The sequence below is a fragment of the Streptomyces sp. NBC_01446 genome (assembly GCF_026340095.1).
Taxonomy (GTDB): Bacteria; Actinomycetota; Actinomycetes; order Streptomycetales; family Streptomycetaceae; genus Streptomyces; species Streptomyces aureus.
Genome location: NZ_JAPEPO010000001.1, coordinates 5,617,282 through 5,639,569, shown reverse-complemented (window position 1 = coordinate 5,639,569; position 22,288 = coordinate 5,617,282). Strand labels below are relative to the sequence as shown.

The window sequence follows — 22,288 nt, the reverse complement described above, 5'->3', positions numbered from 1 at the left end:
TGCACACGCACCATCCCAGGGGGACTACGACATGGGCACGCGCACGACCGTCGCCGCACTCGCCGGCACCGCACTTCTCGCACTCACGGGCTGCGGAGCCACAACGGTCAGTGACAAACCGGCAGCACCTCGGACCACGCCCGGAACGCCCACCCCGGCCACCCCGGCCACCCCGGCCACTCCGAGCAAGGCCACCGCCGCCGAGACGGCAAACCTGCCGAGCATGACCGGCAAGGGCCTCCAGTACGCGCAGGACCAGGCGCAGGCCGCGGGTTTCTACGGACTCACGTCCCACGACGCCCTCGGCCGGGGCCGCATGCAGGCGTTCGACCGCAACTGGAAGGTGTGCTCGCAGACCCCGGCGGCCGGGAAGCACGCCACGGACACCAGAATCGACTTCGCCACGGTCAAGCTGGAGGAGGAATGCCCGTCGAAGGACGCGGGCACGCCGCAGGCGGCCGGGGCCACGATGCCCGACTTCAAGGGCAAGTCGGTGAAGGCGGCCCGCGAGGCCCTCGACAGCGCCTACAGCATCACGGTGAACGACGCGACCGGACAGAACCGCATCGTGTTCATGGAGTCCAACTGGCGGATCTGCACCCAGAACCCGACGCCGGGCACCAAACTCGACGGCCGGCCGGTGAAGTTCAACGCCGTGAAGTTCAACGAGCCCTGCTGACACGGACCCCGGCCGCCGGGGTCCGCTCAGTCCAGGCGGTAGGAGCATCCGCCCTTGTCCGTACGGGAGTTCCTCGTACCACGGACGGACGAGTCATCTACCTCCCTGACGGTGCATCTACTGGCGCCGAGGCGAGTCGAATTGAGTACGGATACTCACGCCGGAGTCATGGTCCGCCAGGAGCATGGGGAGCATCACACCTCCGGGGGAATCGATGAATGCTCGTACTCTGTCGCGTCTGACCTTCGCCAATGCCGCTTCTGCTGTCTATCTGGGGCTCGTCGGCGCGTCCGTCGTGTTCGAGGTGGCTGCCGCGCTGCTCGCGGATCCCGGAATCGTCGGGATATGGCCCTTCCTTCTCACCGCCCCTACTTCCTTGCTGGCGGCAGGGGTCGTCGGGGCGGTTTGGGGTGTGGAGGCGCCCATCTGGTACCTGGTCAGCGGCGTCGTCATCAGCGCTCTGGTCCAGTCGTTCGCCCTGGGAGCGCTCCTGGAGGCTCTGCGCGGTCGTCGCCGAGGGCTCACCCGTCCGAGCCACGGCTGAACTGTTCCGTTCCCTGCCCGGCAGGTTGCTCCTGGCGCACACGCGGTCTGCCGCTGGTGGCGCTCTTTGCCCGGCGCGCTGCGATGCATGCGGGCAAGGGCAGGACGTCACCCGCGAGTACAAGGTGATGCTTCCGGCGGGGGGATCGGTCGGCAGGGGATGGAGGGGGCGCGTTGCCGGCAAGGGGCCCGTCGAGGCGTGCCTTGCGAGGCGGCTCGACCGTGAGGGACCGTGGGCGTCGCCTCAGCCCTATATGGCACGGCCTTGACACGGCTCCGCCCCCCGCTGCTAGTCGGCCTCGTTCGTGTCGGTCCTTGGCATCACCTCTGTCCCAACTCGGCTCCGCCGTCGGCACAGTTGCCGCAGCGCCAGGCCGGCCAGGCTTACGAATGCACCGCTCCGGACGTTGATGGACAGATCGCGGATCAGGGGCCACATGAAGACATGGGTGCGCTAGAGGGCCGGACCGCGCACCGCGCTCCTTGTATGCCGAGGTCAGAAGTGTGAAACGACGACGCTGGATCAGCCCCGGCCCGAAGCAGACACCAGCGAGAACGGCGACCATGCGCCATACATGCTGGGCTCGGAGCTTCGATGCTCTCCCGACTCGCGACAACTCTGGTGGGAGCCGCACACGTGGGACACTGCAACGCCCCCGCGCGTGCAGTCCTGCCCTCTCTCCCTCCCCCTCCGAGAGAGAACCGGGGTGTGCGGCGGAACCCCGCTGTTCTTGACTGCTCGCTCTAGCTAGGCCATGCGATCGACCGCGTCCTTAGCCTCCTTCAGACCAGCCCCCGTGATCTCGCGGTAGACCTTGATTGCCTGGATCTTCTTCCCGTTCCGCAGGTGTGTGGCAACCTGCTCCAGTTCCGGGTCGACTTCGCAGAGGCCCAGGTGATCGAGGATCAGATCGATCTTGTGCTCAACTCGGCTGATTCTGCGATCGGTTCGCTTTATCCGGCTTTCGATGCCTCCTATGGAGACCAGCACGACAAGAGTGGCGCCAACACCCAGTATTTCCATGGTTCGCGATCCTAGGCCCACTCCGAGGAAGATCGCGTATGCGCCTGGTGGCTGACTTGGCAAGACGCCGACGTGCGTGATCACAGGCGGCTCGCCGGTCTTCCTCGTGGCTCCCCGTGGCGTGCCCTCCGATCGGGCATGCGAGGTGAGCGTGCGTCGCCTCAGTAGCCGAAGAACCAAGTTCAATGAGCAAGCACGGAGCATAGAACCAAGATGCCCCTGCCGACCGGATACGCGATGTGGCTCCGGGTGCCAGGTCTGTCGGCCGTGGCGACATGCATGGTGCCGAGACTGCGGGCCAGGCTGCGCGTCTCTGTCGACCGCATGCCGTTGGAAGCGTTGTGCTTCAGGGCGGCACCACGGCCCGTGCCGGCGATACGACCCGGGGGGCGAAGGCGTCGGCAGTGTCGAAACCGCGGTCGACCTGCAGGACTCCGGTCAACCACTGCTAGTAGACCGTCGTAGCTAATTTTTGGGATAAAGGTGACGTAGTTTGGTGCGTGCGTCGTGGGTGGTGAACTGCCAGTTCACTTGGCGTTGGTCGGTGTTGGTGGCGTTCTGCCAGGCTGTGAGTTCGGTGTTGAGGATGTCGAGGTCGTTGATCCGGCGGTCGAGGCATTGGCGGGTCAGCGCGGAGAGTTCGATCTCGGCGATGTTGAGCCATGACCCGTGTTTGGGCGTGTGGTGGATCTCGAGGCGTTGGGCCAGCGCGAAGGCCTCTTCTGGTTCGAAGGCCTCGTACAGTGAGGCGATGGTGTGGGTGTTGAGGTTGTCCATCACCAGCACCACGGCCTCGGCGTCGGGGTAATCCACGCTCAGCAGCTGTTTGATCTGGCCGGCCCAGTCGATCCGGGTCCGCTGGGACAGTGCCTGAACTCGACGCCACCCGCGCAGGGGTTCGACCCACACGAAGATTGAGCACGTGCCGCAGCGGATGTACTCGCTGTCCTGGCAGGTGTCGTGGCCAGGGCGGGCCGGGAGCGGGGCGCGGGCATGGTCGAGGAGCTGGTAGGGCTTCTCGTCCATGCACACGACCGGACGTGCTGGGTCATAGGGCCGGGCATAGATGGCCAGTACGTCTTCCATCCGGGCCGCGAACTGCGCGTTTGCCTTCGGTGGGATGGTCCAGCACTTCTTCAGATGAGGACGCAGTTTCGTTTTTTTAAGACCCGCCCGATGGTGGAGTGATCCAGGTTCGGGATGTCCTCGACCAGCGCGACATGCTTCTCCAGCAGCCGCAGGGACCACCGGGTATAGCCCTGGGGTGGCTGTGAGCATGCCATCGCGATCAGCCGGGCTTCGACCTCACCGGTCACCGGCGAGGGTACCGGCGGCAGCTCGCGCTTCTTCCGGGCGATCGTGGCGTGAACATCGCCACCGGTCTCGGCGAACCGCTTGGCCACCAGCCGCAGTGTCTCGCCCGAGACTCCGGCCCGGGCCGCGACCGCGTCCTGCGAGCCGATCGCGCCTGCAGAGGTGTCGAGCGCGAGCAGCACCCGCGCCCTTCTGATCACCGAGGCTGGATGGATACCCGTCGTGGTTACCCGAACCAGCTCTTCACGATCAGCCGCGGTCAGCACCACCGGCCTCTTCTTCTGCGAACCCATCACCCCAACTCCCGTCCGGCAGAAGGGAAGCAACATCTGCCGGACCCCACCATCCCAACCAAACAACCCAGAACTAAGCAACGACACGCTACTAGTGCCGCCTCAGGCAACGTTTGCCCTGTTGTGATGTGACGCGCCGTCCGGGTGCTGTGGTCGACGGCGCGTGGGCGTCATTCTGTCCGGATGGCGGAACGAGTGCGTGTCCGAGAGATCGATGACGATGAGGGGCGACGGCTGCTGCGGATTGTCCGCAGAGGCACCGGGTCGGTGGTGACCTGGCGGCGGGCCCAGATGGTGCTGCTCTCCGCGCAGGGCATGCCGGTGGCCAGAATCGCCGAGGTGTCGTTCACCAGCGACGACCGGGTCCGGGACGTGATCCACAACTTCAACGCCGACGGCTTCGACTCTCTGTATCCGAAGTACTCCGGTGGCCGGCCGAAGACGTTCACGCTGCCGGAGCGCCGTGAGATCAAGAAGATCGCGAAGTCCAAGCCCACCGAGCATGACCTGCCGTTCTCGACCTGGAGCCTGTCCAAGCTGGCGGACTTCCTGGTCGCCGAGGGGGTGGTCGACGACATCAGCCACGAGGGCCTGCGCATCCTGCTCCGCGAGGAGGGAGTCTCCTTTCAACGCCTGAAGAGCTGGAAGACCTCTCGCGATCCGGACTACGCGGCCAAGAAAGCGCGGGTCGAGCACCTGTACGCGATCGCCGACGGCGAGGTCATACCCGAGGACGGCGAACCCGAAGTCATCTTCTGCATGGACGAGTTCGGGCCGCTCAACCTGATGCCCCACCCGGGCCGGCAGTGGGCCGAGCGCGGCGGCAAGCACAAGGACCCAGATCGCGAACCGCGCCGACGGCGGCGAGCGACCTACAACCGTTACGGCGGGGTGCGGCACCTGTTCGCCGCTCTGGATCTGTCCAAGGACAAGCTTTACGGCCACATCAAACCGGTCAAGCGGCGCACCCAGTTCCTGGAGTTCTGCCGCTACCTGCGCAGCCTCTACCCGGCCGACGTCAGGATCGCGATCGTGGCCGACAACTTCTCCCCGCACCTGACGACGAAAAGGTGTCAACGGGTCGGCATCTGGGCTGCCGCGAACAACGTCGAGATCGCCTACACACCGACCAACAGCTCCTGGCTCAACCGCATCGAGGCCCAGTTCACGGCCCTGCGCTACTTCACCCTGGACGGCACGGACCACGCCGACCACAAGGAACAGGGCAGCATGATCCGCCGCTACATCATCTGGCGAAACCGCCATGCCGACGACCAGCACCTCCAAGCCGTCGTCGACAGGGCAAACGTTGCCTGATGCGGCACTAGGTGTCCTGGTCGGCAACGCTTCAAGATCCCGTCCACGCCTCGTCCAGAGACCTCGACATACGGTCGCTCCGGGCGGCACACGCCTGCACATACGCGAAGACCCCGGCCTCAGCGTTCCGTTCCGGAGGTGTACCGCCTGGTCGACGCTGTTCCGCCCCACTGCCGGGCGCTGATCCTCCTCGCGGCGTTCTGCGCGCTCCGCTTCGGCGAGCTGGCGGCCCTGCAGCACCGTGACATCGACCTGGGGAGGCCCGTACCGTCTCGTCCGCCGCGCCTGCGCCAAGACGCCCACCGACGGCCTCACCGTCAAGGCTCCAAAGAGCGCGGCCGGTGTCCGTACCGTCGCCTTTCCGGCCTCCCTCGCCGAGGAGTTGGCGAACCACCTGGCCGAGTACGCCGATGCCGGCCGAACCGGGCTCGTCTTCGTCGGAGCCCGCGGTGGTGTCCTGCGCCGGAACGACTTCCGGCGGATCTGGCTCCGCGCGCTCGCCGCGACCGGCCTGGACGACGTCCACTTTCACGACCTCCGGCATACCGGCAACACCCTCGCCGCGACGGGCGGCGCCTCCACGCGCGAGTTGATGCACCGCATGGGGCACTCGTCCGTACGGGCAGCGCTGATCTATCAGCACCTCGTCAACGGTCGTGACCACGCGATCGCCGACTACGTGGACGGCCAGATCAGGAAGGTGAAGCGGCCGCCGCACAGCCCATCTGGCACGTCAGTGGCACGGCGCCGAAGAGCGGCCGAGAACGACTAAGGCCCAGGTCCCCGGATTCGCACCGGTTGACCTGGGCCTTACTCATGTCCCGAGACTGGTGGGCGCGGACGGTTTCGAACCGCCGACATCTGCCTTGTAAGGGCAGCGCTCTACCGCTGAGCTACGCGCCCGGGATGATTCGACAGCCTACCTTGCCCGTGGTGGTACCCCGCAAACCCGTATCGTCCGGCAAAGTCCCCGGGCCCGGAGCGAACTATCCGGCCCGTGTGTTCGTCATTAACCGGTGGGAGAATGACAGCGGGCAGGGCGGATGAGTGCACGGGCGAGGGCAGCACGGGAGAGGGTAGTGACGGCGACACCACCGATGCGGCCGTATGCGTCGTCCATGCGACCGCGCGCCGCGCTTCGCGATCTGCTCGGGCTCGTCCTGCTTCCGCTGCCGCTCATCGCCGTAGCCGTCGCTGCGGCGCCGGCCGCGTTCGCCGGGGGCGGTACCCGGCGCTGGTTCGGGCGTGGGGAGGGCCAGCGGGCGGAGGCGCAGGCCGCCAAGGACGCCGCCGCGGCCGCGTTCTACGAACTCGACACAGCCCAGCGCGATCTGCGGATCTCCATCGAGACCATCACGGCCGTCGACGACTCGCCCGCCGCGCGCCGCACCGTTTCCGACTTCGAGGCTCTCGGCCGGCGGATCGACGAGGCCAGCCTGCAGTACATCACCGCCGTGGACGCGCACGACCTCGACCGGGACGACCTGGAGGCGTCGGTCGCTTCGCGGGCGCGCGCCGAGCTGAGCCGGGCCAAGGACGAGCTGACCAAGGTGAAGCTCGACCTCGACCGGTTCTCGCAGGGCCTCGGGCCGTTGCTCGGGAAGGCCGAGACGCAGCTGGCGCGGCTGGCGCCCGCCGTCGAGCGGGCGCGGCAGGCGCTCCTCGCGGCGAGCAACTCCCTGGACGCCGTGCGCGGCGCCGGGCTCAAGGCCGACGATCTCGCCGCCCGTCTCGCGGCCCTCGGGCCCGAGCTCACCCGGCTCAACCAGGGCGCGGGCCAGCATGGCGTGCCGGAGACCCTGGAGCGCGCCGAGCGGGTCGCCCGGGATGCCGAGGCCGTGCGGGCCGAGGCCCAGCGGCTGCCGGAGCGCGCCTCCGAGATCGACCGCCGCCTCGTGTCGCTGCGGACGCGCGCGCAGGCCCTGACCACGCGGGCCGGGCAGGTCGAGCCCATCCTGAGCGAGCTGCGCAGACGGTTCACGGCCCCCTGCTGGCAGGACCTCCAGCATGTGCCGGAGCGCGCTGCGGAGAACGTACGGCAGGCGGAGCTGAAGCTCGGCGAGGCGCGGGCGGCGCGGGACGAGCAGCGCTGGCCGGACGCGACGTCGCGCCTTTCGACGGTCCGGGCCCTGCTGAACACGACGGACGAGGACGTGTCCGCCGCGTCCGACCGGCTGCAGCGGCTGAACGCCGTGGCGAAGGACCCGCAGCAGGAGATCGACCGGACCCGGTTCGCCATCCGGGACGCGCAGCGGCTCGCCATGTCGGGGCGCAGCACGCCCGAGCCGCGGCACGCCCGCCCCCTCGACGACTCCGTGGGCCGCCTCGACCGCGCCGTCGCCGCCCTCGAAGGGCGCCACCCCGATTACTGGCACTTCCTCACGGAGACGGAGGCCGTCCGGCAGACGGTCGCCCGAGTCGTCGCCCAGATCAGGGAGGAGCGGGGGGCCCACTCCTGAGCCGCGCCCTCTTGAACCGCGCCCTCCTGAGCCGCACCCTCTTTTGAACCGCGCCCTCCCGAATCGCCCGAGCTGAGCCTACTCCTGAGGTGCCCGCCCCTACCTGGCCCCCGAGCCGTCCCTGTTGCCGCCCTCGGGGCTACGGGCGGACCCTTGAGGTAGGTATGTGCAGGGAGTCGATCATGGCCACGCATGCGTCCGAAGTCCGCCCAGCCCGGTTCCGGCACCAGCGCGTCGTCCTCGACGATCATCTGCCCGTCGACCACGGGCTCAGCAAGGTCTACCGGATGGGCGCGGGCCTGATGGGGCTCCTGCTGGTCGCCTTCGGCATTCTGGGGCTCATCGATCACATCGGATTCTTCGACACCGGCGGCGACAAGGTCGCCGGCCTGAACACCAACGGTGCCCTAAGCGTCCTGTCGATCTGCGTCGGTCTGATCCTTTTCGCGGGCATGGTCATCGGACGGAACGTCGCCTCGACGATCAACATGACCTTCGGCATCCTGTTCATCCTCAGCGGCTTCGTGAACCTCGCCCTTCTCCAGACCGACTTCAACTTCCTCGCGTTCCAGATCCAGAACGTGCTGTTCAGCTTCGTGGTCGGCGTGATGCTCATGTCCTTCGGGATGTACGGGCGCGTCAGCGGAACGCTGCCGCACGACAACCCGTACTGGCGTGCCCGTCACCCGGAAGCCGCCGCACGCGAGGACCGCGCACGCGCCGCCCAACGGCCGCATCCCACCCCCGAGGCCGCCGCAGCCCGGATCGGCGGCGCCACTGAGACCACCAAAATCCCTGACGGCCCTGGACCGCCGAGAATAATTGATAAATAACCCGCTCACGTGCGAGGCTGCCCCCATGACGCGCAAGGACAGGGGCAGCCCACGCACGGACAGCCCGAGCCGGGACGGCGCGCCGGGGGTCTCGTACACCGGACGCGGCGTCCACCGGATCGCCGTGGAGTCGCTCGCTCGGCGGATCTTCGACGGGACGTACGCGGAGGGGGATCTCCTCGATCTGCCTGGGCTCATGGCCGAGTTGGACGTCAGCCAGACCGTGCTGCGCGAGGCGATCAAGGTGCTGACCACCAAAGGCCTGCTGGACGCCCGGCAGAAGCGGGGGACCTTCGTACGCCCGCGCGACGACTGGAACCTCCTCGACAGCGACGTACTGCGCTGGACGATCGACTCCGGCGCGCCCGGCGCCTTCTTCACCGACCTCCTCGAGCTCCGCCGCGCCGTCGAGCCCGCCGCGGCCGCGCTCGCCGCGCTGCACCGCACGGACGCGGATCTCGCCGCCCTCGACGCCGCACTGAGCGCGATGGCCGCCGCCGAGCAGACGCCCGTCATGACCGACACCGTCATGACCGAAGGCGACCCCGTTCTCGCCGTGCGCGCCGACGCCTCCTTCCACACGGCGCTCCTCACCGCCTCCGGCAACCCCTTCTTCGCGCAGATGCGGCGCGTCATCATCCCGGCCCTGGTCGTACGGGACCGGCTCGTGCACGCCGGACGGCACGAGCACCCGCTGCCCGCCCACGCCCGGGTCGCCGAACGCGTGCGCGCACGGGACCAGGACGGCGCTTTCGCCGCGATGCTCGACGTGATCGAACTGTCCCGGCGCGGACATCCCTGACACCGGCCCCGCCCCCACCTCCGTACCGCCCCGAGAGGAACCCGTACGTGAAGATCGCCCGCATCGAGACCTTCCTCGCCCCGCCCCGCTGGATGTTCGTCCGCGTGGAGACCGACGAAGGGGTCGTGGGCTGGGGTGAGCCAGTCGTCGAGGGGCGCGCGGAGCCGGTGCGGGCCGCCGTCGAGGTGCTCGCCGAACATCTGGTCGGCCAGGACCCGCTGCGCATCGAGGACCACTGGCAGGTCATGACCAAGGGCGGCTTCTACCGCGGCGGGCCGGTCCTGTCGTCCGCCGTCGCCGGGCTCGACCAGGCGCTGTGGGACATCAAGGGCAAGACGTACGGGCAGCCGGTGCACCAATTGCTCGGCGGGCCGGTGCGCGAGCGGATCCGCACCTACGCCTGGGTGGGCGGTGACGAGCCGAGCGAGGTCAGGGACGCGGTGAGCGCCCAGGTCGAGGCAGGGTTCACGGCGGTGAAGATGAACGCCAGCGGGCGCATGACGCCGCTCGCCACGCGCGAGGAGGTCCGCGCGTGCCTGTTGCGCGCGGAGACGGCACGTGAAGTCCTCGGCGACGAAAGGGACTTCGCGCTCGACTTCCACGGCCGCGTCTCCCCCGCGAACGCCCGCCGGCTGCTCCCGCTGCTCGCCGAGTACGCGCCCCTGTTCGTCGAGGAGCCCGTCCTCTCCGAACACATGCACGCCGTCCCCGACCTGGTGAACGCCTCCAACATCCCGATCGCGCTCGGCGAACGGCTCTTCACCCGACGGGAGTTCCTCGCCCCGCTCCAGGCCGGAGTCGCCGTGGTGCAGCCCGACATCTCGCACGCGGGCGGCATCTCCGAACTGCGCCGCATCGCCGCGCTCGCCGAGATGTACGGGGCCCACATCGCGCCGCACTGCCCGCTCGGCCCCGTGGCCCTCGCCGCGAGCCTCCAAGTCGCCTTCACCACACCGAACTTCCTGATTCAGGAGCAGTCGATCGGCATCCACTACAACAAGGACGCCGAACTCCTCGACTACGTCGCCGACCGCGAGCCGTTCCGCTTCGTCGGGGGCTCGCTGCTGCGCACCGAGCGGCCCGGCCTCGGGGTGGACGTCGACGAGGCGGCCGTACGCGCCGCCGACGCCAAGGGTCACGCCTGGCGCAACCCCGTGTGGCGGTACGAGGACGGCTCGTTCGCCGAGTGGTGACCCGAGCCGAGTGTCTAAGCTTTATAGAACGCCCCTAAATGCCCCGAAACGCCCCTTGAGGAACCGAGGACGAGCACCATGGACTTCACTACCGCACTGCGCACCGAGCGCCTCGTGGCGATCGTCCGGGGAAGCGATCCCGACGCGTCGTTCCGTACGGTCATGGCCCTGGCCGAGGCCGGAATCCCGCTGGTGGAGGTCTCGCTCAGCGGCCGTGACGCCCTCACGGTGATCCGCAGGGCGCGGGACGAGCTCGGCGACGACGTCTGGCTGGGCGCGGGCACGGTCCTGACCGCCGAGGACGCCCGCGAAGCGGCCGCGGCCGGGGCGAACCTCATCGTGACGCCAGGGCTCGGCCCCGGGGTCGACGAGTCCCTGCGGCAGGGCCTGCCCGTGCTCGCCGGGGTGCTCACCCCGACCGACGTCATCGCGGCCGAGGCGGCCGGGACGACGGCCCTGAAGATCTTCCCGGCGTCGGCGATGGGCGGCCCGTCGTATCTGAAAGCGCTGCGGGGGCCCTTCCCCCGAACGCCGTTCGTACCGGTGGGCGGGGTCGACGCGACGGCGGCGACCGCCTATCTGGAGATCGGTGCCATCGCGGTCGGGGTCGGCTCGCCGCTCATCGGCGACGCGGCGGACGGTGGGGACCTGGGTCACCTGCGCATGCGGGCGGCCGAGTTCAAAGCGGTGTGCGGATGACGGCGCCGGGACCGACTTCGGGGTCGAGCCCCTTCCCGGCCGTCTCCCCCGTCGCCTCCCCCCTCACGTCCCCCGCCGCCTCCCCCGTAGACGTGCTCACCTTCGGCGAGACCATGGTCGCGCTGCGCGGCCACGGGCCGTTCAAGCTGGGCGGCTCGATGGACCTGTCCGTCGCGGGCGCCGAGTCGAACGTCGCCATCGGGCTGACCCGGCTCGGCCACAGCGTCCGCTGGGCGGGCGCGGTCGGCGCCGACGAGGCGGGCGAACTGGTCCTGCGCACGTTGCGCGCCGAGGGCGTCGACACGTCGTGCGTCACCCGTGACACCGGCGCCCCCACGGGCCTGATCCTGTTCGAGCCGCGGCTGCCCGAGGTGACGCGGGTCCAGTACTACCGTGCGGGCTCGGCGGGTTCGCGGCTCGACGTCGACCGCGTCGAGCGGGCCTTCGCGGCCGGTCCGCCGCCCCGCGTCCTGCATCTGACGGGGATCACGCCCGCGCTCGGCACCTCCGCGCGCGACGCGTGCCGACGCGCCCTGCGGCTCGCTCGCGAACACGGTGTTCCGGTCAGCCTGGACGCCAACTATCGCTCTCAGCTGTGGAGTTCGGAGGAGGCCGCCGCCGAACTGCGCGACTGGATCCCTTACGTGGACGTCCTCATCGCCTCCGACGACGAGCTGCCGCTGTGCGCGCCGCCCGGGCCGGACGCGGTCAAGGCCCTGCTCGATCTCGGGGTGCGCGAGGTCGTCGTCAAGCTCGGCGCCGACGGGGCGGTCGCCCACTCGGCCGACGGTGAGCTACGTGTCCCGGCCCGGCCTGTGCGCGCGGTGGACGCCGTCGGGGCCGGTGACGCCTTCGTCGCCGGCTATCTCTCCGCGCTCCTCGACGGCGAGGACATCGCCGCGCGCCTCGACCGCGCCGTGACGACGGGCGCCTTCGCGGTCGCGCAGCCGGGCGACTGGGAGGGCGCCCCCACGCGGGCGGAACTCGGGCTGCTCGGGGCGGGCCAGGGGACCGTCGTGCGCTGACGTCCGCCGGGCGCGGCCGCTAACCTGTGCCCATGCCACGCTACGAGTACCGCTGCCGGACCTGCGGCGACACGTTCGAACTGAGCCGCCCCATGGCCGAGTCCTCGGCCCCCGCGGACTGCCCCGCGGGCCACGACGACACGGTGAAGCTGCTGTCGACGGTCGCCGTGGGCGGCACCGCGTCGGGCTCCGCCCCGGCCCGCCCCACAGGCGGCGGGGGCGGAGGCGGGGGCTGCTGCGGCGGGGGCTGCTGCGGGTGACCTCCGGCAGAGGCAGGTAGGTGCACGGAGGGTGAGCTCAGGGGGCCTCACCCGTACGTACGGCGTGCGGGTGGCCCCTACGGGGACGTGCGGGGGTTCCGGACCTCCCCGATCAGCTCCCGCAGGATCGTCTCGCCCGCCGCGACGCCCCGGTCCTCCAGGGCCGTGACGTGCGGCGCCGTCCACCCCGCGTCCGCCAGCTCGCCGTGGCCGGGGCGCCAGGCGCGGTCGGCCGCGAGGAGCAGGTCGGCGTCGAGCAGGGAGTCGCCGGCCGCCAGCATCAGGTCCGCGCCCGAGCGGCGGGCCACCTCACGCATGGCCGCACTCTTGGTGAGCGGCTTCGGGACTGCGTAGATCTTGCGGCCCTGGAGGGAGACCGTCCAGCCGCGTCTCTCCGCCCACACGGCGAGTTCCTTGACCCAGCCCTCCGGGAGCAGGGACCGCTCGACCACGAGATACGCGAAGAGGTCCTCGGCGACGCGTTCCTTCAGGAGCCACGCCGGGTCGGCCGTCCGCACCAGATGCGCCCGCACCTCGTCCAGCGGCGCGCACTCGGCGGCGAGCCGCTCGTCCACAGAGGCACGCCAGTCCGGGTCGGACACCCCGTCCACCAGCAGGTGCCCGCCGTTGGCGCAGATCGCGAACCGCGGTGCGGGACCCGGGAGGTGGATGCGTCCGTACTGCTCGCGGGTGCGGGTCGTGGTCGGGACGAAGAGTGCGGCGCGGCCGAGTTCACCGAGCAGCGCGGCCGCGTCCTCGGTGACGTAGGAGAGGGGCTTGCCCTCGTAGACCTCGACGCACAGCAGTCGCGGTGCCTGGGCGTCGGGCATGGTCAGGCCGAGGGCTGCGGCGGAGTAGATCAGGGTGCGGTCGAGATCGCTGGCGACCAGGGTGACGGGCGTCGCGCTCACTTCGCGCCCACCGCCTTGCCGTCCGCGCCGGTGGCGCCCCGCGTGTACTTCGGGTGGATCAACCCGACGCAGGTGTAAGGGAGTTCGGCGACCTCCTCGACGGGCACCCCGCGCTGCTCGGCCAGCAGGCGTACGTGGTCGAGGTCCGCGCCGGCGCCCGTGCGGGCGAGTATCTTCCACGGGACGCGGCGCAGCAGCACGCGGGTCGTCTCGCCGACGCCGGGCTTCACGAGGTTCACGTCGTGGATCTCGTACTCCTCGCTGATCCGCTCGACGGCCGCCCAGCCCTCCCAGGTGGGCGCGCGGTCGGCGGAGAGCATCTCCTTGACCTGGGCGTCCACGGCGTCGGCGACCTCGTCGAAGCGGGCCTCGATCGTGTCGAGGAAGTGCGTGGAGACGTCCGCCTCGGCGAGCTCGCGGTAGAACTTTCCGCCGTGGAAGTCGTTCGGCCCGACGAGATCGGCACGCAGCACCGTACGCGATATCAGGCCGGAGACCGTCGAGTTGAGGCACGCGGACGGGATGAGGAAGTCCTCACGGGTGCCGTAGGTGCGCACGCAGGAACCGGGGTCGGCGAGCACCGCGATCTCCGGGTCGAATCCGGGGAACCCCTCGAGCGCTTCCGCCAGTTCGCGGGTGATCGCGCCCTTGCCGGTCCAGCCGTCGACGAAGACGACGTCGGCCGGGTCGTGGTGGGCGGCGAGCCAGCGCAGCGCGTTCGCGTCGATGCCGCGGCCGCGCACGATCGAGACGGCGTAGTGCGGCAGGTCGAGGCCGCGCCGCGCCTGCGCCCATCGGCGCATCAGCACGCCGACGGGCGTCCCGGCGCGGGCGAGCGAGACCAGCACGGGGCGCGGGGACCGCTCCGCGAGCACGGTCTCGGTCACGACGCCGACGGCCTGCGCGATCCGCGCGGCGGAGACCTCCAGGGCGGACTGGAACAGCGCCTGGTACTCGGCGCTCGGCTGGTACTCGACGGGCAGCGACTCGGCGTAGTGCGCGCCACCGCCCTGTATCGCCTCCTCGCGCTCCTCGGTCGGGGCCTCCAGGTCGACGTCCGAGAGGTCCTGGAGCAGCCAGCCGACCTCGTCGGGCGCGTACGAGGAGAAGGCGGGGCCGCGGAGGGGCTCGGGGAGCGTGGGGGACACGAGGGGCCTTTCGGGGACGGCCTTTACGGAGGCACCCCTCTCGGGGACGTACGAGGGCACGACGGCGAGCAGCACGCGCGGGGCGTGCTCGGCGAGGCACGCCAACAGGCCGTCTGGGGCGTGCAGTTGAGGCGTGTCAGCGATGGAGTCGACGACGGCGACGATCGCGTCGAAGTCACCGCCCGCGACGTTGTACGCGTAGCGCTCGCCCGGCCCGTCGGCCGGGTCGTCGTGGGCCGGGAAGACGAGGCGGGTGCGGATCGCGTAGCCGGGGTCGTCGACGGCGAGGACCGGTGAACGCGTCGTGGTCGAGTAGCGCACCTGCGCCTGCGTGCCCTTCTCGATCTCGCGGGCCAGGGCGAGCGGCGCGTACATCAGCTCCTCGAAGCCGAGGACGAGTATGCGGCGGGCGTCCCCCAGGGGCGCGGCGAGGCGGGCGGCCATGGCGGGCAGCGCCGCGTCGAGCGCCGCACGGTGCTCCGGCGTAAAGCCGTGCCGGCCCCCGTCGGGCACCGACTCGGGCCAGTCGAGGTCCACACGCGTCACGCTGCCGGGCTCGGCGCACCGCTCGGTGCGCGCCGTCGGGGCCTCGCCGAGGGACTCGTGGCGGGCGACCAGGGCCTGGCCCTTGGCGAGGACGTCGTCGGGGAGCTTGACGGTGCCGGAGGCGGACGCGACCAGGTCGACACGGGCGCCGATCTCACAGGCGAAGTCGGCCAGACGGTCCCGGTCGTCGGGCGAGCGCATGTCGACGAGGGCGACGATGACGTAGTGCTCGCGCGGGTAGCGCTCGTGCAGGGCGCGGATCGTGTTCAGGACCGTATTGCCCGTGGAGAACTCGTCGTCGACGAGGACGAGCGCCCCGTCGCCCGAGAGGAGGCGGGGGTCCTCGGGCAGCAGCAGATGCGAGGTGGCGTGCGAGTGGGACTCCTCGAAGCCGCCCGCGCGCGCCACCCCGTCGACGGGGCGCCGCGTCGAGTGCAGATAGGGCGCGAGGCCCAGGCCGTCGGCCACGGAGTGCCCGAGGCCCGTCGCCGTCTCGGCGTATCCGAGCACGACGGCCCGCCGCGCCGCGTCGTCTCCGAGCAGCTCGCGCACCCGCAGACCGAGGTCGTATCCGGCGCGCCAGACCACGTCCGGCGACTGCGGCACATGCTTGCCCAGGACGTTCGACACGAGCAGATGGGCCCGTTTGGGATTGCGGCGCAGGGCAAGGCCCAGCAGCCCGGATATCTCCTCGTCACCGACGAGCTCGACTCCGAGCCGCTGTGCGACCCATGTCCCTGACCAGACCACTTCGCCCCTTTTCGTTGCTTTCATCATGACGCGCGCGCTCGTCACGCGGGCAGGCCGGCGTTGAGCAGCTCCACGAAGCCGACGTCCTCATGGGCGACGCCGAAGGCCTCCGCCCGCTGGAGAGTCCGCTCGGCCCAGGCCCGGTGCGGCTTCACTTCATTCATCTTGTTCGTGTACGCGGATCTGAGGACACCGCCACCGCCCCGCTCGGGCCGCAGGATGTCCTGGGCGTCTCCGTACTCCTCGTGACTGACCACGGACAGCGCGTGCACGGGCATCACATGCGAGGGATGGATGCAGGTCTTGCCGAGCAGGCCGTTGGCCCGGTCCAGCTCGATCTCGCGCAGGAGGCCGTCCATGTCATGCTCGATGAGCGCCTGGCGCAGCTCGACGGCCCGGCTCTCCAGGAAGGGACTGCGGCGCAGTTGCGGCTTGAACATCCGCTCCTGATGCCGGAAGTACTCCCAGACAGGGCCGGTCACGGTGAAGCCGGTGCCGTCGGCGCGGCCGAGCAGATTGACCACGTCCCCGATCACGGAGGCCACGATCTGGACGTCGTACGCGGTCATGTCCGGCGGCCGGCGCAGCCCGTACGCGGAGCAGAAGTCGGTCACGCCGAGGCGCAGGGCCAGGACGCGGTCGCGGTACTTGTCGACAGTGCGGGCGATCCCGGCGAGGGTGTCACCCCGGGTCTCCAGATGCAGGAGTTCGGGCGACTCCAGGACGGGCATCGCGAAGAGGCGCCGCCCGGTGGCCGCCTCCGCGGCGGAGAGCGCCTCCAGGAACGGCACGCCCCGCTCCTCGGTGAATTTCGGCAGTACGAATCCGGACAGCAGCCGCACGGCGGGGCCGAGGCGGCGCACGAGGTCGGCGATCTGCCCGGCGGCACGGACGCGGATGAACAGCAGCGGAGGCCGCGCGTCCGGCCGGGCCGCGAGGTCGGTGAACTGCCTGACCAGATTCTCCTCGGCGTCCGCCACCTCGGCGTCGTCGATCGAGTCCTCCAGGCACAGCACCATCGAGACGACGCCCCGGGCCGCCTGCTTGAGGACGTCATCGGCGAGACGCGGCCGCGTGGCCGGGCTGTAGAGCGTGGCACCGAGGGCCGCCGCGAGCATGCGGGGCGACGAGTCCGCGGTGAAGTCACCGGGCTCCCGGTAGAACAGGCGCTGTCGCACCTCAGGGGCGATATGCCCGAAATGACGCATGAGACTCCCCCGTCGTGCCGCTCAGGCCCGAATTTAAGTGGCCGGTAATAGTACGTAGGGACCCATGTCAAGGGTTCCCACCGGGCATGAAATTCAGGTAACCCACCCATGTCGAGTATGTCGCTCGGCCCCGCCATCTCGGGCCCCCGCGTTGTCCTGGCCAGGACAGGGAAGGCAGGATGACCGCATGACGCACGCGATGCTGAAGGGGTCGAACGTCCCTCTCGAAGCCACGGCGGTCCGCGCCGTGCTGCGCTGGACCAGCGGCCAGGGCGTGCCCGACGTCGACGCCTCGGCCCTGCTCCTCGGGCCTGACGGTCGCGTACGGTCCGACGAGGACTTCGTCTTCTACAACCAGCCCCGGCACCCCTCGGGCAAGGTCTGGCGGCTCGGCAAGAAGCGCGTCACCGACGGACTCACCGACACGATCCAGTCGGACCTGGCCGGCCTCGGCCCCGAGGTCGGCCGCGTCCTCCTCGTGGCCTCGGCGGACGACGTCCCCTTCGACCGCGTACCCGCCCTGCGGATCCTCCTGTACGACGCCGCGGCCGCCGAGGGCGAGCCCCTCGCCCACTTCGACGTGAAGCCGGAGACGGGCGCCGAGACTGCCCTGATCTGCGGCGAGCTGTACCGGCGCGGCGAGGGCTGGAAGTTCCGGGCCCTGGGCGAGGGCTACTCGAACGGCCTGGTCGGTCTGGCCACGGACTTCGGCATCTCGGTGGACGAGTCGGAGCCGGCGACGGATCTTCCGTCGTCCCCGCCGGGCCCGATGCCGGCCGCCGAACCGTCGTTCCCGCCCCCGGCCCCCGACACCTCGTTCACGGGATCGGGATCGGGGTCGGGGTCGGGGTCGGAGTCAGGTTGGGGATCCGGGTCGGGTTCGGGTTACGGGTATCCGCCGGCGCCGCAGCCCCTCGCCGCGCCGCTCCCCCAGACCGCGCCCCAGCCCGCCTCTCAGCCGTCGTACGGGTATCCGCCGGCGGCGCCCACGCAGCCCGCGCCGCTCGCCATTCCGGTGCCGACGACGCAGCCCGCGTACGGCTATCCGCAGCCGGTACAGCCGCTGCCCGACCCGAACTTCGCCCTGCCGCCGCAGGGCCCGCAGTTCATCTCCCGCTGAGACCGCGACCGGCCCCGGGTGACTCGGGGCCGGACCGGGCCAGACGGAAGCCGGACAGGGGCCGGAGAGGGCGGCGTGGCAGAGGGCCCGCGTCGGGCCTAGCGCTCCCCGACCTTGGACTTGTATCCCCGGCCCCACTGAAGTCCCCACCCGTACAGCCGGTCCAGCTCGGCCTGGAACCCGTACACGAACTTCACCTCGCGTCGCACGATCAGCTCGCCCTTGACGTTCTCGATCGTGACGACGGCGCAGGAGCGGGCCTGTGGGGCGCGTTCGTCGAGGCTGATCTCGACGCGTGGTCCGTTGCTCGGGTAGAGCGTGACGTGGGCGTGCGTACGGTCGAACGCCGGTGTCTGGTCGTAGATGTAGACGAAGACAAGCAGTCGCTTGATGGACTCGCGGTGATCGAGATTGACGTAGATCGTCTCACCCGACGCCGAGCCGAACCGGTCGTCCCCGCTGAGCTTCACGTACGGCGGCGCATTGAGCGCGCCGAAGAAGCTGCCGAGCGGCTGCACCACGCCCTTCTCCCCGTCGGTCAGTTCGTAGAGACAGCCGAGGTCGAGGTCCACATTGACCATGCTCTGCGTATGAGCCTGCACCACATCGGGCTTGAACAGCTTGAAGGGGTGCCGCAGCAGGCTCTCGCGCTCGGGGCCGCCGATGTCCGAGGTCCGCATCCGCCAGGACAGGTTGATGCGCAGATTTCCGGTGGCCGCCCCCTGTTTCGTGAGCGAGACAACCGGGTGCCGCTTGGTGAGTTCGATGGAGTTCGATGCGGCGCTGCCCGACTCGAACTCCGCCGCACGCCCCCGCCACAGTCCGTCCCAGAAGGACATTTCGCCCCCAAGTGCCCATGTTTCATGGTCCAGTTACGCCGACGGGGCGGCCGGTGAGGAGTTCTCCTCGCAGACCGCCCCGCTCACAGCGTTCCAGGATCAGAGCCCGGACGAAACCTCAGCCTTCTCGCCCGGGTCCGTCGCTTTTCCCTCTGCGGCCGCGAGCTTCTTGTTGCGGCGCACGGATGAGAAGAACGACCAGGCGATCAGCACGACGCCGACGAGGCCGGTGATGACCTCGTTGATCTCGTACTGGATCGTGACCAGGAGGATCACGGCAAGGGCGCCGATCGCGTAGTGCGCGCCGTGCTCCAGGTACACGTAGTCGTCCAGGGTGCCCTGGCGGACCAGGTAGACCGTGAGCGAACGGACGTACATGGCGCCGATACCGAGGCCGAGCGCCATCAGCACGATGTCGTTGGTGATGGCGAAGGCGCCGATGACACCGTCGAAGGAGAACGACGCGTCCAGGACCTCGAGGTACAGGAACATGAAGAACGCGGCCTTGCCCGCCAGGACGACGGCCGTGGGCTTCTTTCCGGACCGCTTGGCCTCCTCCTCAGCCTCGTGCTCGCGCTCCTCCTCTTCCTCGAGACGGTTCTCGAAGAAGCCCGAGAGGCCACCGACGATCAAGTAGGTGATCAGGCCGGCGACGCCGGAGAGCAGAACGGTCGCCGCCTTGTCGACGTGCACACCACCGTGCTGGTGGGCTTGCGTCGCGACGGTCACCGAAGCGATCAGCAGCGCGATCAGGGCGACGCAGACCGAGAGCATGTCGACCTTGCCGAGCTTGGCCAGCGGCCGCTCGATCCAGCGCAGCCACTGGATGTCGCGCTCCTCGAAGACAAAGTCGAGGAAGATCATCAGCAGGAACATGCCTCCGAAGGAGGCGATGGAGGGATGCGCGTCCGTGACCAGCTGCTGGTAACGGTCGGGCTGGTTGAACGCGAGGTCCACCGCCTCGATGGGACCGAGCTTCGCGCTGATCGCGACGATGACGACGGGGAAGACCAGCCGCATACCGAAGACGGCGATCAGCACACCGACCGTGAGGAAGATCTTCTGCCAGAAGGCACTCATCTTCTTCAGGATTCCGGCGTTGACCACCGCGTTGTCGAAGGACAGCGAGATCTCGAGGACGGCAAGGATCGCGACGACCCCGAATGCTGTCCATCCGTCGTAGAACACCGCCGCGACCAAGCCGAGCGCAGTAATTGCGAACGACCAGCCGAAGGTTTTCAAAACCACTGGCTACCCCATCAAGTGAGTACGGGTCTCCCCCGCGCCGGTAGGACGGGGCTCCCCCGCTCCGCGCACGGCTTTACGAAACATTGACCCCGAAGTCTAGAGCGATGCCGCGGAGGCCCGACGCGTACCCCTGTCCGACGGCGCGGAACTTCCATTCGCCGCCGTACCGGTACACCTCGCCGAAGATCATCGCGGTCTCCGTGGACGCGTCCTCGCTCAGGTCGTAACGGGCGAGTTCCTGACCGTCCGCCTGGTTGACCACGCGGATGAACGCGTTGCTGACCTGGCCGAACGTCTGTCCTCGGTTGTCCGCGTCATGGATCGAGACCGGAAAGACGATCTTGTCGCAGAACCCCGGCACCTTGGACAGGTCGATCAGGATCGACTCGTCGTCGCCCTCACCCTCGCCGGTCAGGTTGTCACCGGTGTGCTCGACGGAGCCGTCCGGGCTGGTGAGCTGGTTGTAGAAGATGAACCACTCGTCGCCGAGCACCCGGCCGTCCTTGCACAGCAGCGCGCTGGCGTCGAGGTCGAAGTCGGCTCCGGTGGTGGAACGCGCGTCCCAGCCGAGTCCGATCAGCACCTGCGTGAGGTTCGGTGCGGCCTTGGAGAGGGAGACATTGCCCCCCTTGGCGAGCGTGACGCCCATGATCGTGGTCCTCCCCGGTGTGATGTCGCTTGAGTTGTCGAGCGCGTCCGGCGCCGCACTCGCGTGCGGCGCCGGACGGTCATGCGGTCGTGCTCGGCTCAGACGTTGACGCCGAAGTCCTGCGCGATGCCGCGCAGACCCGAGGCGTAGCCCTGGCCGATGGCGCGGAACTTCCACTCCGCGCCGTTCCTGTACAGCTCGCCGAAGACCATGGCGGTCTCCGTCGAGGCGTCCTCGGAGAGGTCGTACCGGGCGATTTCCGCGCCGCCCGCCTGGTTCACGACGCGGATGAACGCGTTGCGCACCTGACCGAACGACTGCTGGCGGTTCTCGGCGTCGTAGATCGAGACCGGGAACACGATCTTGTCCACATCGGCCGGGACGCCGGCGAGGTTGACCTTGAGCTGCTCGTCGTCACCCTCGCCTTCACCCGTGGTGTTGTCGCCGGTGTGCTCGACCGAGCCGTCCGGGCTCTTCAGGTTGTTGAAGAACACGAAGTTGGCGTCACTGCTGACCTTGCCCTCCGTGTTCGTCAGGATGGCGCTGGCGTCAAGGTCGAAGTCCGTACCGGTGGTGGTACGGACGTCCCACCCGAGACCGATGATGACCGCGGTCAGGCCAGGAGCCTCCTTGGTCAGCGATACGTTGCCGCCCTTGCTGAGGCTGACTCCCACGAGTCCTCCCAATGGTGTCGGGGGCGGGGAGCCCCGTCGTGCGTTGGTATCGGATCAACGTCTGGATCCTAGTGACCGGTTCCCGGCAGCCACAGGCTCCGCACCCGAAGAATCCCAGGGTGTCACCCCCGGGACATCCCCGAGAGATGCGCGACGCACACCCCTGCGCCCCCGGAGGGGTCAGAGCGTGTCGATCGCCTTGACGTATTCGTTGAGGTCGCGGGCGTCCGGCAGGCCGTTGACGACGGTCCAGCGGACCACGCCCTCCTTGTCGATGATGAAGGTGCCGCGCACCGCGCAGCCCTTCTCCTCGTCGAAGACGCCGTACGCGCGCGAGGCCTCGCCGTGCGGCCAGAAGTCCGACAGGAGCGGGTACTCGAGGCCCTCCTGCTCGGCGAAGACGCGCAGGCTGAACGGCGAGTCGTTCGATACGGCGAGCAGCTGGACGTCGTCGTTGACGAACTTCGGCAGCTCGTCGCGCAGGGCGCACAGCTCACCGGTGCAGACGCCGGTGAAGGCGAACGGGTAGAAGAGCAGCACCACGTTCTTCTCACCCCGGAAGTCCGAGAGCCGCACGGTCTCGCCATGCTGCGTCTTGAGCTCGAAATCCGGAGCCTTCGTGCCGACCTCGATCGTCATGGTCAAGATTTCCTTCCGTGGAGCCGTTCGGGTGAGGCCCAGCCTAGGCGCCGAGGGCGGTGCTCCCGCGTGGGGCCCCGCGTGTCGCCGGACAAGCGTGCGGCCCCCGTCGACG

23 protein-coding genes and 1 tRNA gene are annotated in these 22,288 nt (G+C 69.5%); 12 read left to right on the top strand and 12 right to left on the bottom strand.

The window, feature by feature from the left end:
• Positions 1–31: 31 nt before the first annotated feature.
• Together OG456_RS25210 and OG456_RS25205 are read left to right on the top strand one after the other, a co-directional pair.
• Entirely contained in the window at positions 32–679 is a 648-nt protein-coding gene (locus tag OG456_RS25210) for a PASTA domain-containing protein (protein WP_266564676.1), read from the top strand.
• 214 nt (positions 680–893) lie between these two features.
• On the top strand, positions 894–1,223 hold the full coding sequence (locus OG456_RS25205; protein WP_266564674.1) for an SCO4225 family membrane protein: 330 nt from the start codon (positions 894–896) through the stop codon (positions 1,221–1,223).
• A 747-nt stretch (positions 1,224–1,970) separates the two neighbouring features.
• On the opposite strand, the gene OG456_RS25200 is transcribed toward OG456_RS25205, so the two are convergent.
• From OG456_RS25200 to OG456_RS25190, 3 genes are all read right to left on the bottom strand, one after another.
• Positions 1,971–2,246, bottom strand: coding sequence for a ribosomal protein L7/L12 (locus OG456_RS25200; RefSeq protein WP_266564672.1), 276 nt, complete (start codon positions 2,244–2,246; stop codon positions 1,971–1,973).
• A gap of 465 nt (positions 2,247–2,711) precedes the next feature.
• Entirely contained in the window at positions 2,712–3,494 is a 783-nt protein-coding gene (locus OG456_RS25195; protein WP_266563810.1) for an IS630 family transposase, read from the bottom strand.
• On the bottom strand, positions 3,383–3,853 hold the full coding sequence (locus tag OG456_RS25190; RefSeq protein WP_266563812.1) for a helix-turn-helix domain-containing protein: 471 nt from the start codon (positions 3,851–3,853) through the stop codon (positions 3,383–3,385). The genes OG456_RS25195 and OG456_RS25190 overlap by 112 nt, the downstream gene beginning before the upstream one ends.
• A 183-nt stretch (positions 3,854–4,036) precedes the next feature.
• Here OG456_RS25190 and OG456_RS25185 point away from each other — a divergent pair, with 183 nt between their 5' ends.
• A complete protein-coding gene (locus OG456_RS25185; protein WP_266564670.1) occupies positions 4,037–5,170 on the top strand; it encodes an IS630 family transposase in 1,134 nt (377 codons plus the stop codon).
• 241 nt (positions 5,171–5,411) lie between these two features.
• The gene (locus OG456_RS25180) at positions 5,412–5,942 is read left to right on the top strand and encodes a tyrosine-type recombinase/integrase (protein ID WP_266564668.1); all 531 of its coding nucleotides are present in this window, start codon (positions 5,412–5,414) and stop codon (positions 5,940–5,942) included.
• 56 nt (positions 5,943–5,998) lie between these two features.
• Here OG456_RS25180 and OG456_RS25175 read toward each other — a convergent pair.
• Positions 5,999–6,073 (bottom strand) — tRNA-Val (locus OG456_RS25175).
• Positions 6,074–6,288: 215 nt separating this feature from the next.
• On the opposite strand from OG456_RS25175, the gene OG456_RS25170 reads away from it, so the two are divergent.
• The 7 genes from OG456_RS25170 (at position 6,289) to OG456_RS25140 (ending at position 12,441) form a co-directional block, all read left to right on the top strand.
• Positions 6,289–7,629 (top strand): hypothetical protein, encoded by a 1,341-nt coding sequence (locus OG456_RS25170; protein ID WP_266564666.1) that lies wholly within the window; start codon positions 6,289–6,291, stop codon positions 7,627–7,629.
• 182 nt (positions 7,630–7,811) lie between these two features.
• Positions 7,812–8,462, top strand: coding sequence for a DUF4383 domain-containing protein (locus OG456_RS25165; protein ID WP_266564664.1), 651 nt, complete (start codon positions 7,812–7,814; stop codon positions 8,460–8,462).
• Between the two features lie 25 nt (positions 8,463–8,487).
• Positions 8,488–9,264: a FadR/GntR family transcriptional regulator gene (locus OG456_RS25160; RefSeq protein ID WP_266564662.1), complete on the top strand. Its 777-nt coding sequence runs from the start codon at positions 8,488–8,490 to the stop codon at positions 9,262–9,264.
• A gap of 47 nt (positions 9,265–9,311) precedes the next feature.
• The gene (gene dgoD, locus OG456_RS25155; RefSeq protein ID WP_266564660.1) at positions 9,312–10,457 is read left to right on the top strand and encodes a galactonate dehydratase; all 1,146 of its coding nucleotides are present in this window, start codon (positions 9,312–9,314) and stop codon (positions 10,455–10,457) included.
• Between the two features lie 78 nt (positions 10,458–10,535).
• Positions 10,536–11,156 carry a bifunctional 4-hydroxy-2-oxoglutarate aldolase/2-dehydro-3-deoxy-phosphogluconate aldolase gene (locus tag OG456_RS25150; RefSeq protein WP_266564658.1) on the top strand — a complete coding sequence of 207 codons (621 nt, stop codon included), beginning with the start codon at positions 10,536–10,538 and terminating at the stop codon, positions 11,154–11,156.
• The gene (locus OG456_RS25145; protein WP_266564651.1) at positions 11,153–12,181 is read left to right on the top strand and encodes a sugar kinase; all 1,029 of its coding nucleotides are present in this window, start codon (positions 11,153–11,155) and stop codon (positions 12,179–12,181) included. The genes OG456_RS25150 and OG456_RS25145 overlap by 4 nt, the downstream gene beginning before the upstream one ends.
• A gap of 32 nt (positions 12,182–12,213) precedes the next feature.
• Positions 12,214–12,441, top strand: a complete 228-nt coding sequence (locus OG456_RS25140) for a zinc ribbon domain-containing protein (protein WP_266564649.1) — start codon at positions 12,214–12,216, stop codon at positions 12,439–12,441.
• Between the two features lie 77 nt (positions 12,442–12,518).
• On the opposite strand, the gene OG456_RS25135 is transcribed toward OG456_RS25140, so the two are convergent.
• From OG456_RS25135 to OG456_RS25125, 3 genes are all read right to left on the bottom strand, one after another.
• Positions 12,519–13,271, bottom strand: a complete 753-nt coding sequence (locus tag OG456_RS25135) for an HAD family hydrolase (protein WP_266569419.1) — start codon at positions 13,269–13,271, stop codon at positions 12,519–12,521.
• A 77-nt stretch (positions 13,272–13,348) separates the two neighbouring features.
• Positions 13,349–15,823, bottom strand: a complete 2,475-nt coding sequence (locus OG456_RS25130) for a phosphoribosyltransferase (RefSeq protein WP_266564647.1) — start codon at positions 15,821–15,823, stop codon at positions 13,349–13,351.
• A 14-nt stretch (positions 15,824–15,837) separates the two neighbouring features.
• Complete coding sequence (locus OG456_RS25125; RefSeq protein ID WP_266564645.1) at positions 15,838–17,004, bottom strand: HpcH/HpaI aldolase/citrate lyase family protein; 1,167 nt, start codon at positions 17,002–17,004, stop codon at positions 15,838–15,840.
• A gap of 187 nt (positions 17,005–17,191) precedes the next feature.
• On the opposite strand from OG456_RS25125, the gene OG456_RS25120 reads away from it, so the two are divergent.
• Positions 17,192–18,124: a TerD family protein gene (locus OG456_RS25120; RefSeq protein ID WP_266564643.1), complete on the top strand. Its 933-nt coding sequence runs from the start codon at positions 17,192–17,194 to the stop codon at positions 18,122–18,124.
• A gap of 98 nt (positions 18,125–18,222) precedes the next feature.
• Here the strand turns inward: OG456_RS25120 and OG456_RS25115 are convergent, their stop codons facing one another.
• The 5 genes from OG456_RS25115 to OG456_RS25095 all read right to left on the bottom strand — a co-directional run bounded on the left by OG456_RS25115 (position 18,223) and on the right by OG456_RS25095 (position 22,173).
• Positions 18,223–18,963: a Tellurium resistance gene (locus OG456_RS25115; RefSeq protein WP_116502289.1), complete on the bottom strand. Its 741-nt coding sequence runs from the start codon at positions 18,961–18,963 to the stop codon at positions 18,223–18,225.
• Between the two features lie 99 nt (positions 18,964–19,062).
• Positions 19,063–20,211 carry a DUF475 domain-containing protein gene (locus OG456_RS25110; protein ID WP_266564640.1) on the bottom strand — a complete coding sequence of 383 codons (1,149 nt, stop codon included), beginning with the start codon at positions 20,209–20,211 and terminating at the stop codon, positions 19,063–19,065.
• 73 nt (positions 20,212–20,284) lie between these two features.
• Positions 20,285–20,860 (bottom strand): TerD family protein, encoded by a 576-nt coding sequence (locus OG456_RS25105; RefSeq protein WP_266564634.1) that lies wholly within the window; start codon positions 20,858–20,860, stop codon positions 20,285–20,287.
• A 98-nt stretch (positions 20,861–20,958) separates the two neighbouring features.
• Complete coding sequence (locus OG456_RS25100) at positions 20,959–21,534, bottom strand: TerD family protein (protein ID WP_100591939.1); 576 nt, start codon at positions 21,532–21,534, stop codon at positions 20,959–20,961.
• Positions 21,535–21,714: 180 nt separating this feature from the next.
• A complete protein-coding gene (locus OG456_RS25095; protein ID WP_100591938.1) occupies positions 21,715–22,173 on the bottom strand; it encodes a peroxiredoxin in 459 nt (152 codons plus the stop codon).
• Positions 22,174–22,288: the final 115 nt, after the last annotated feature.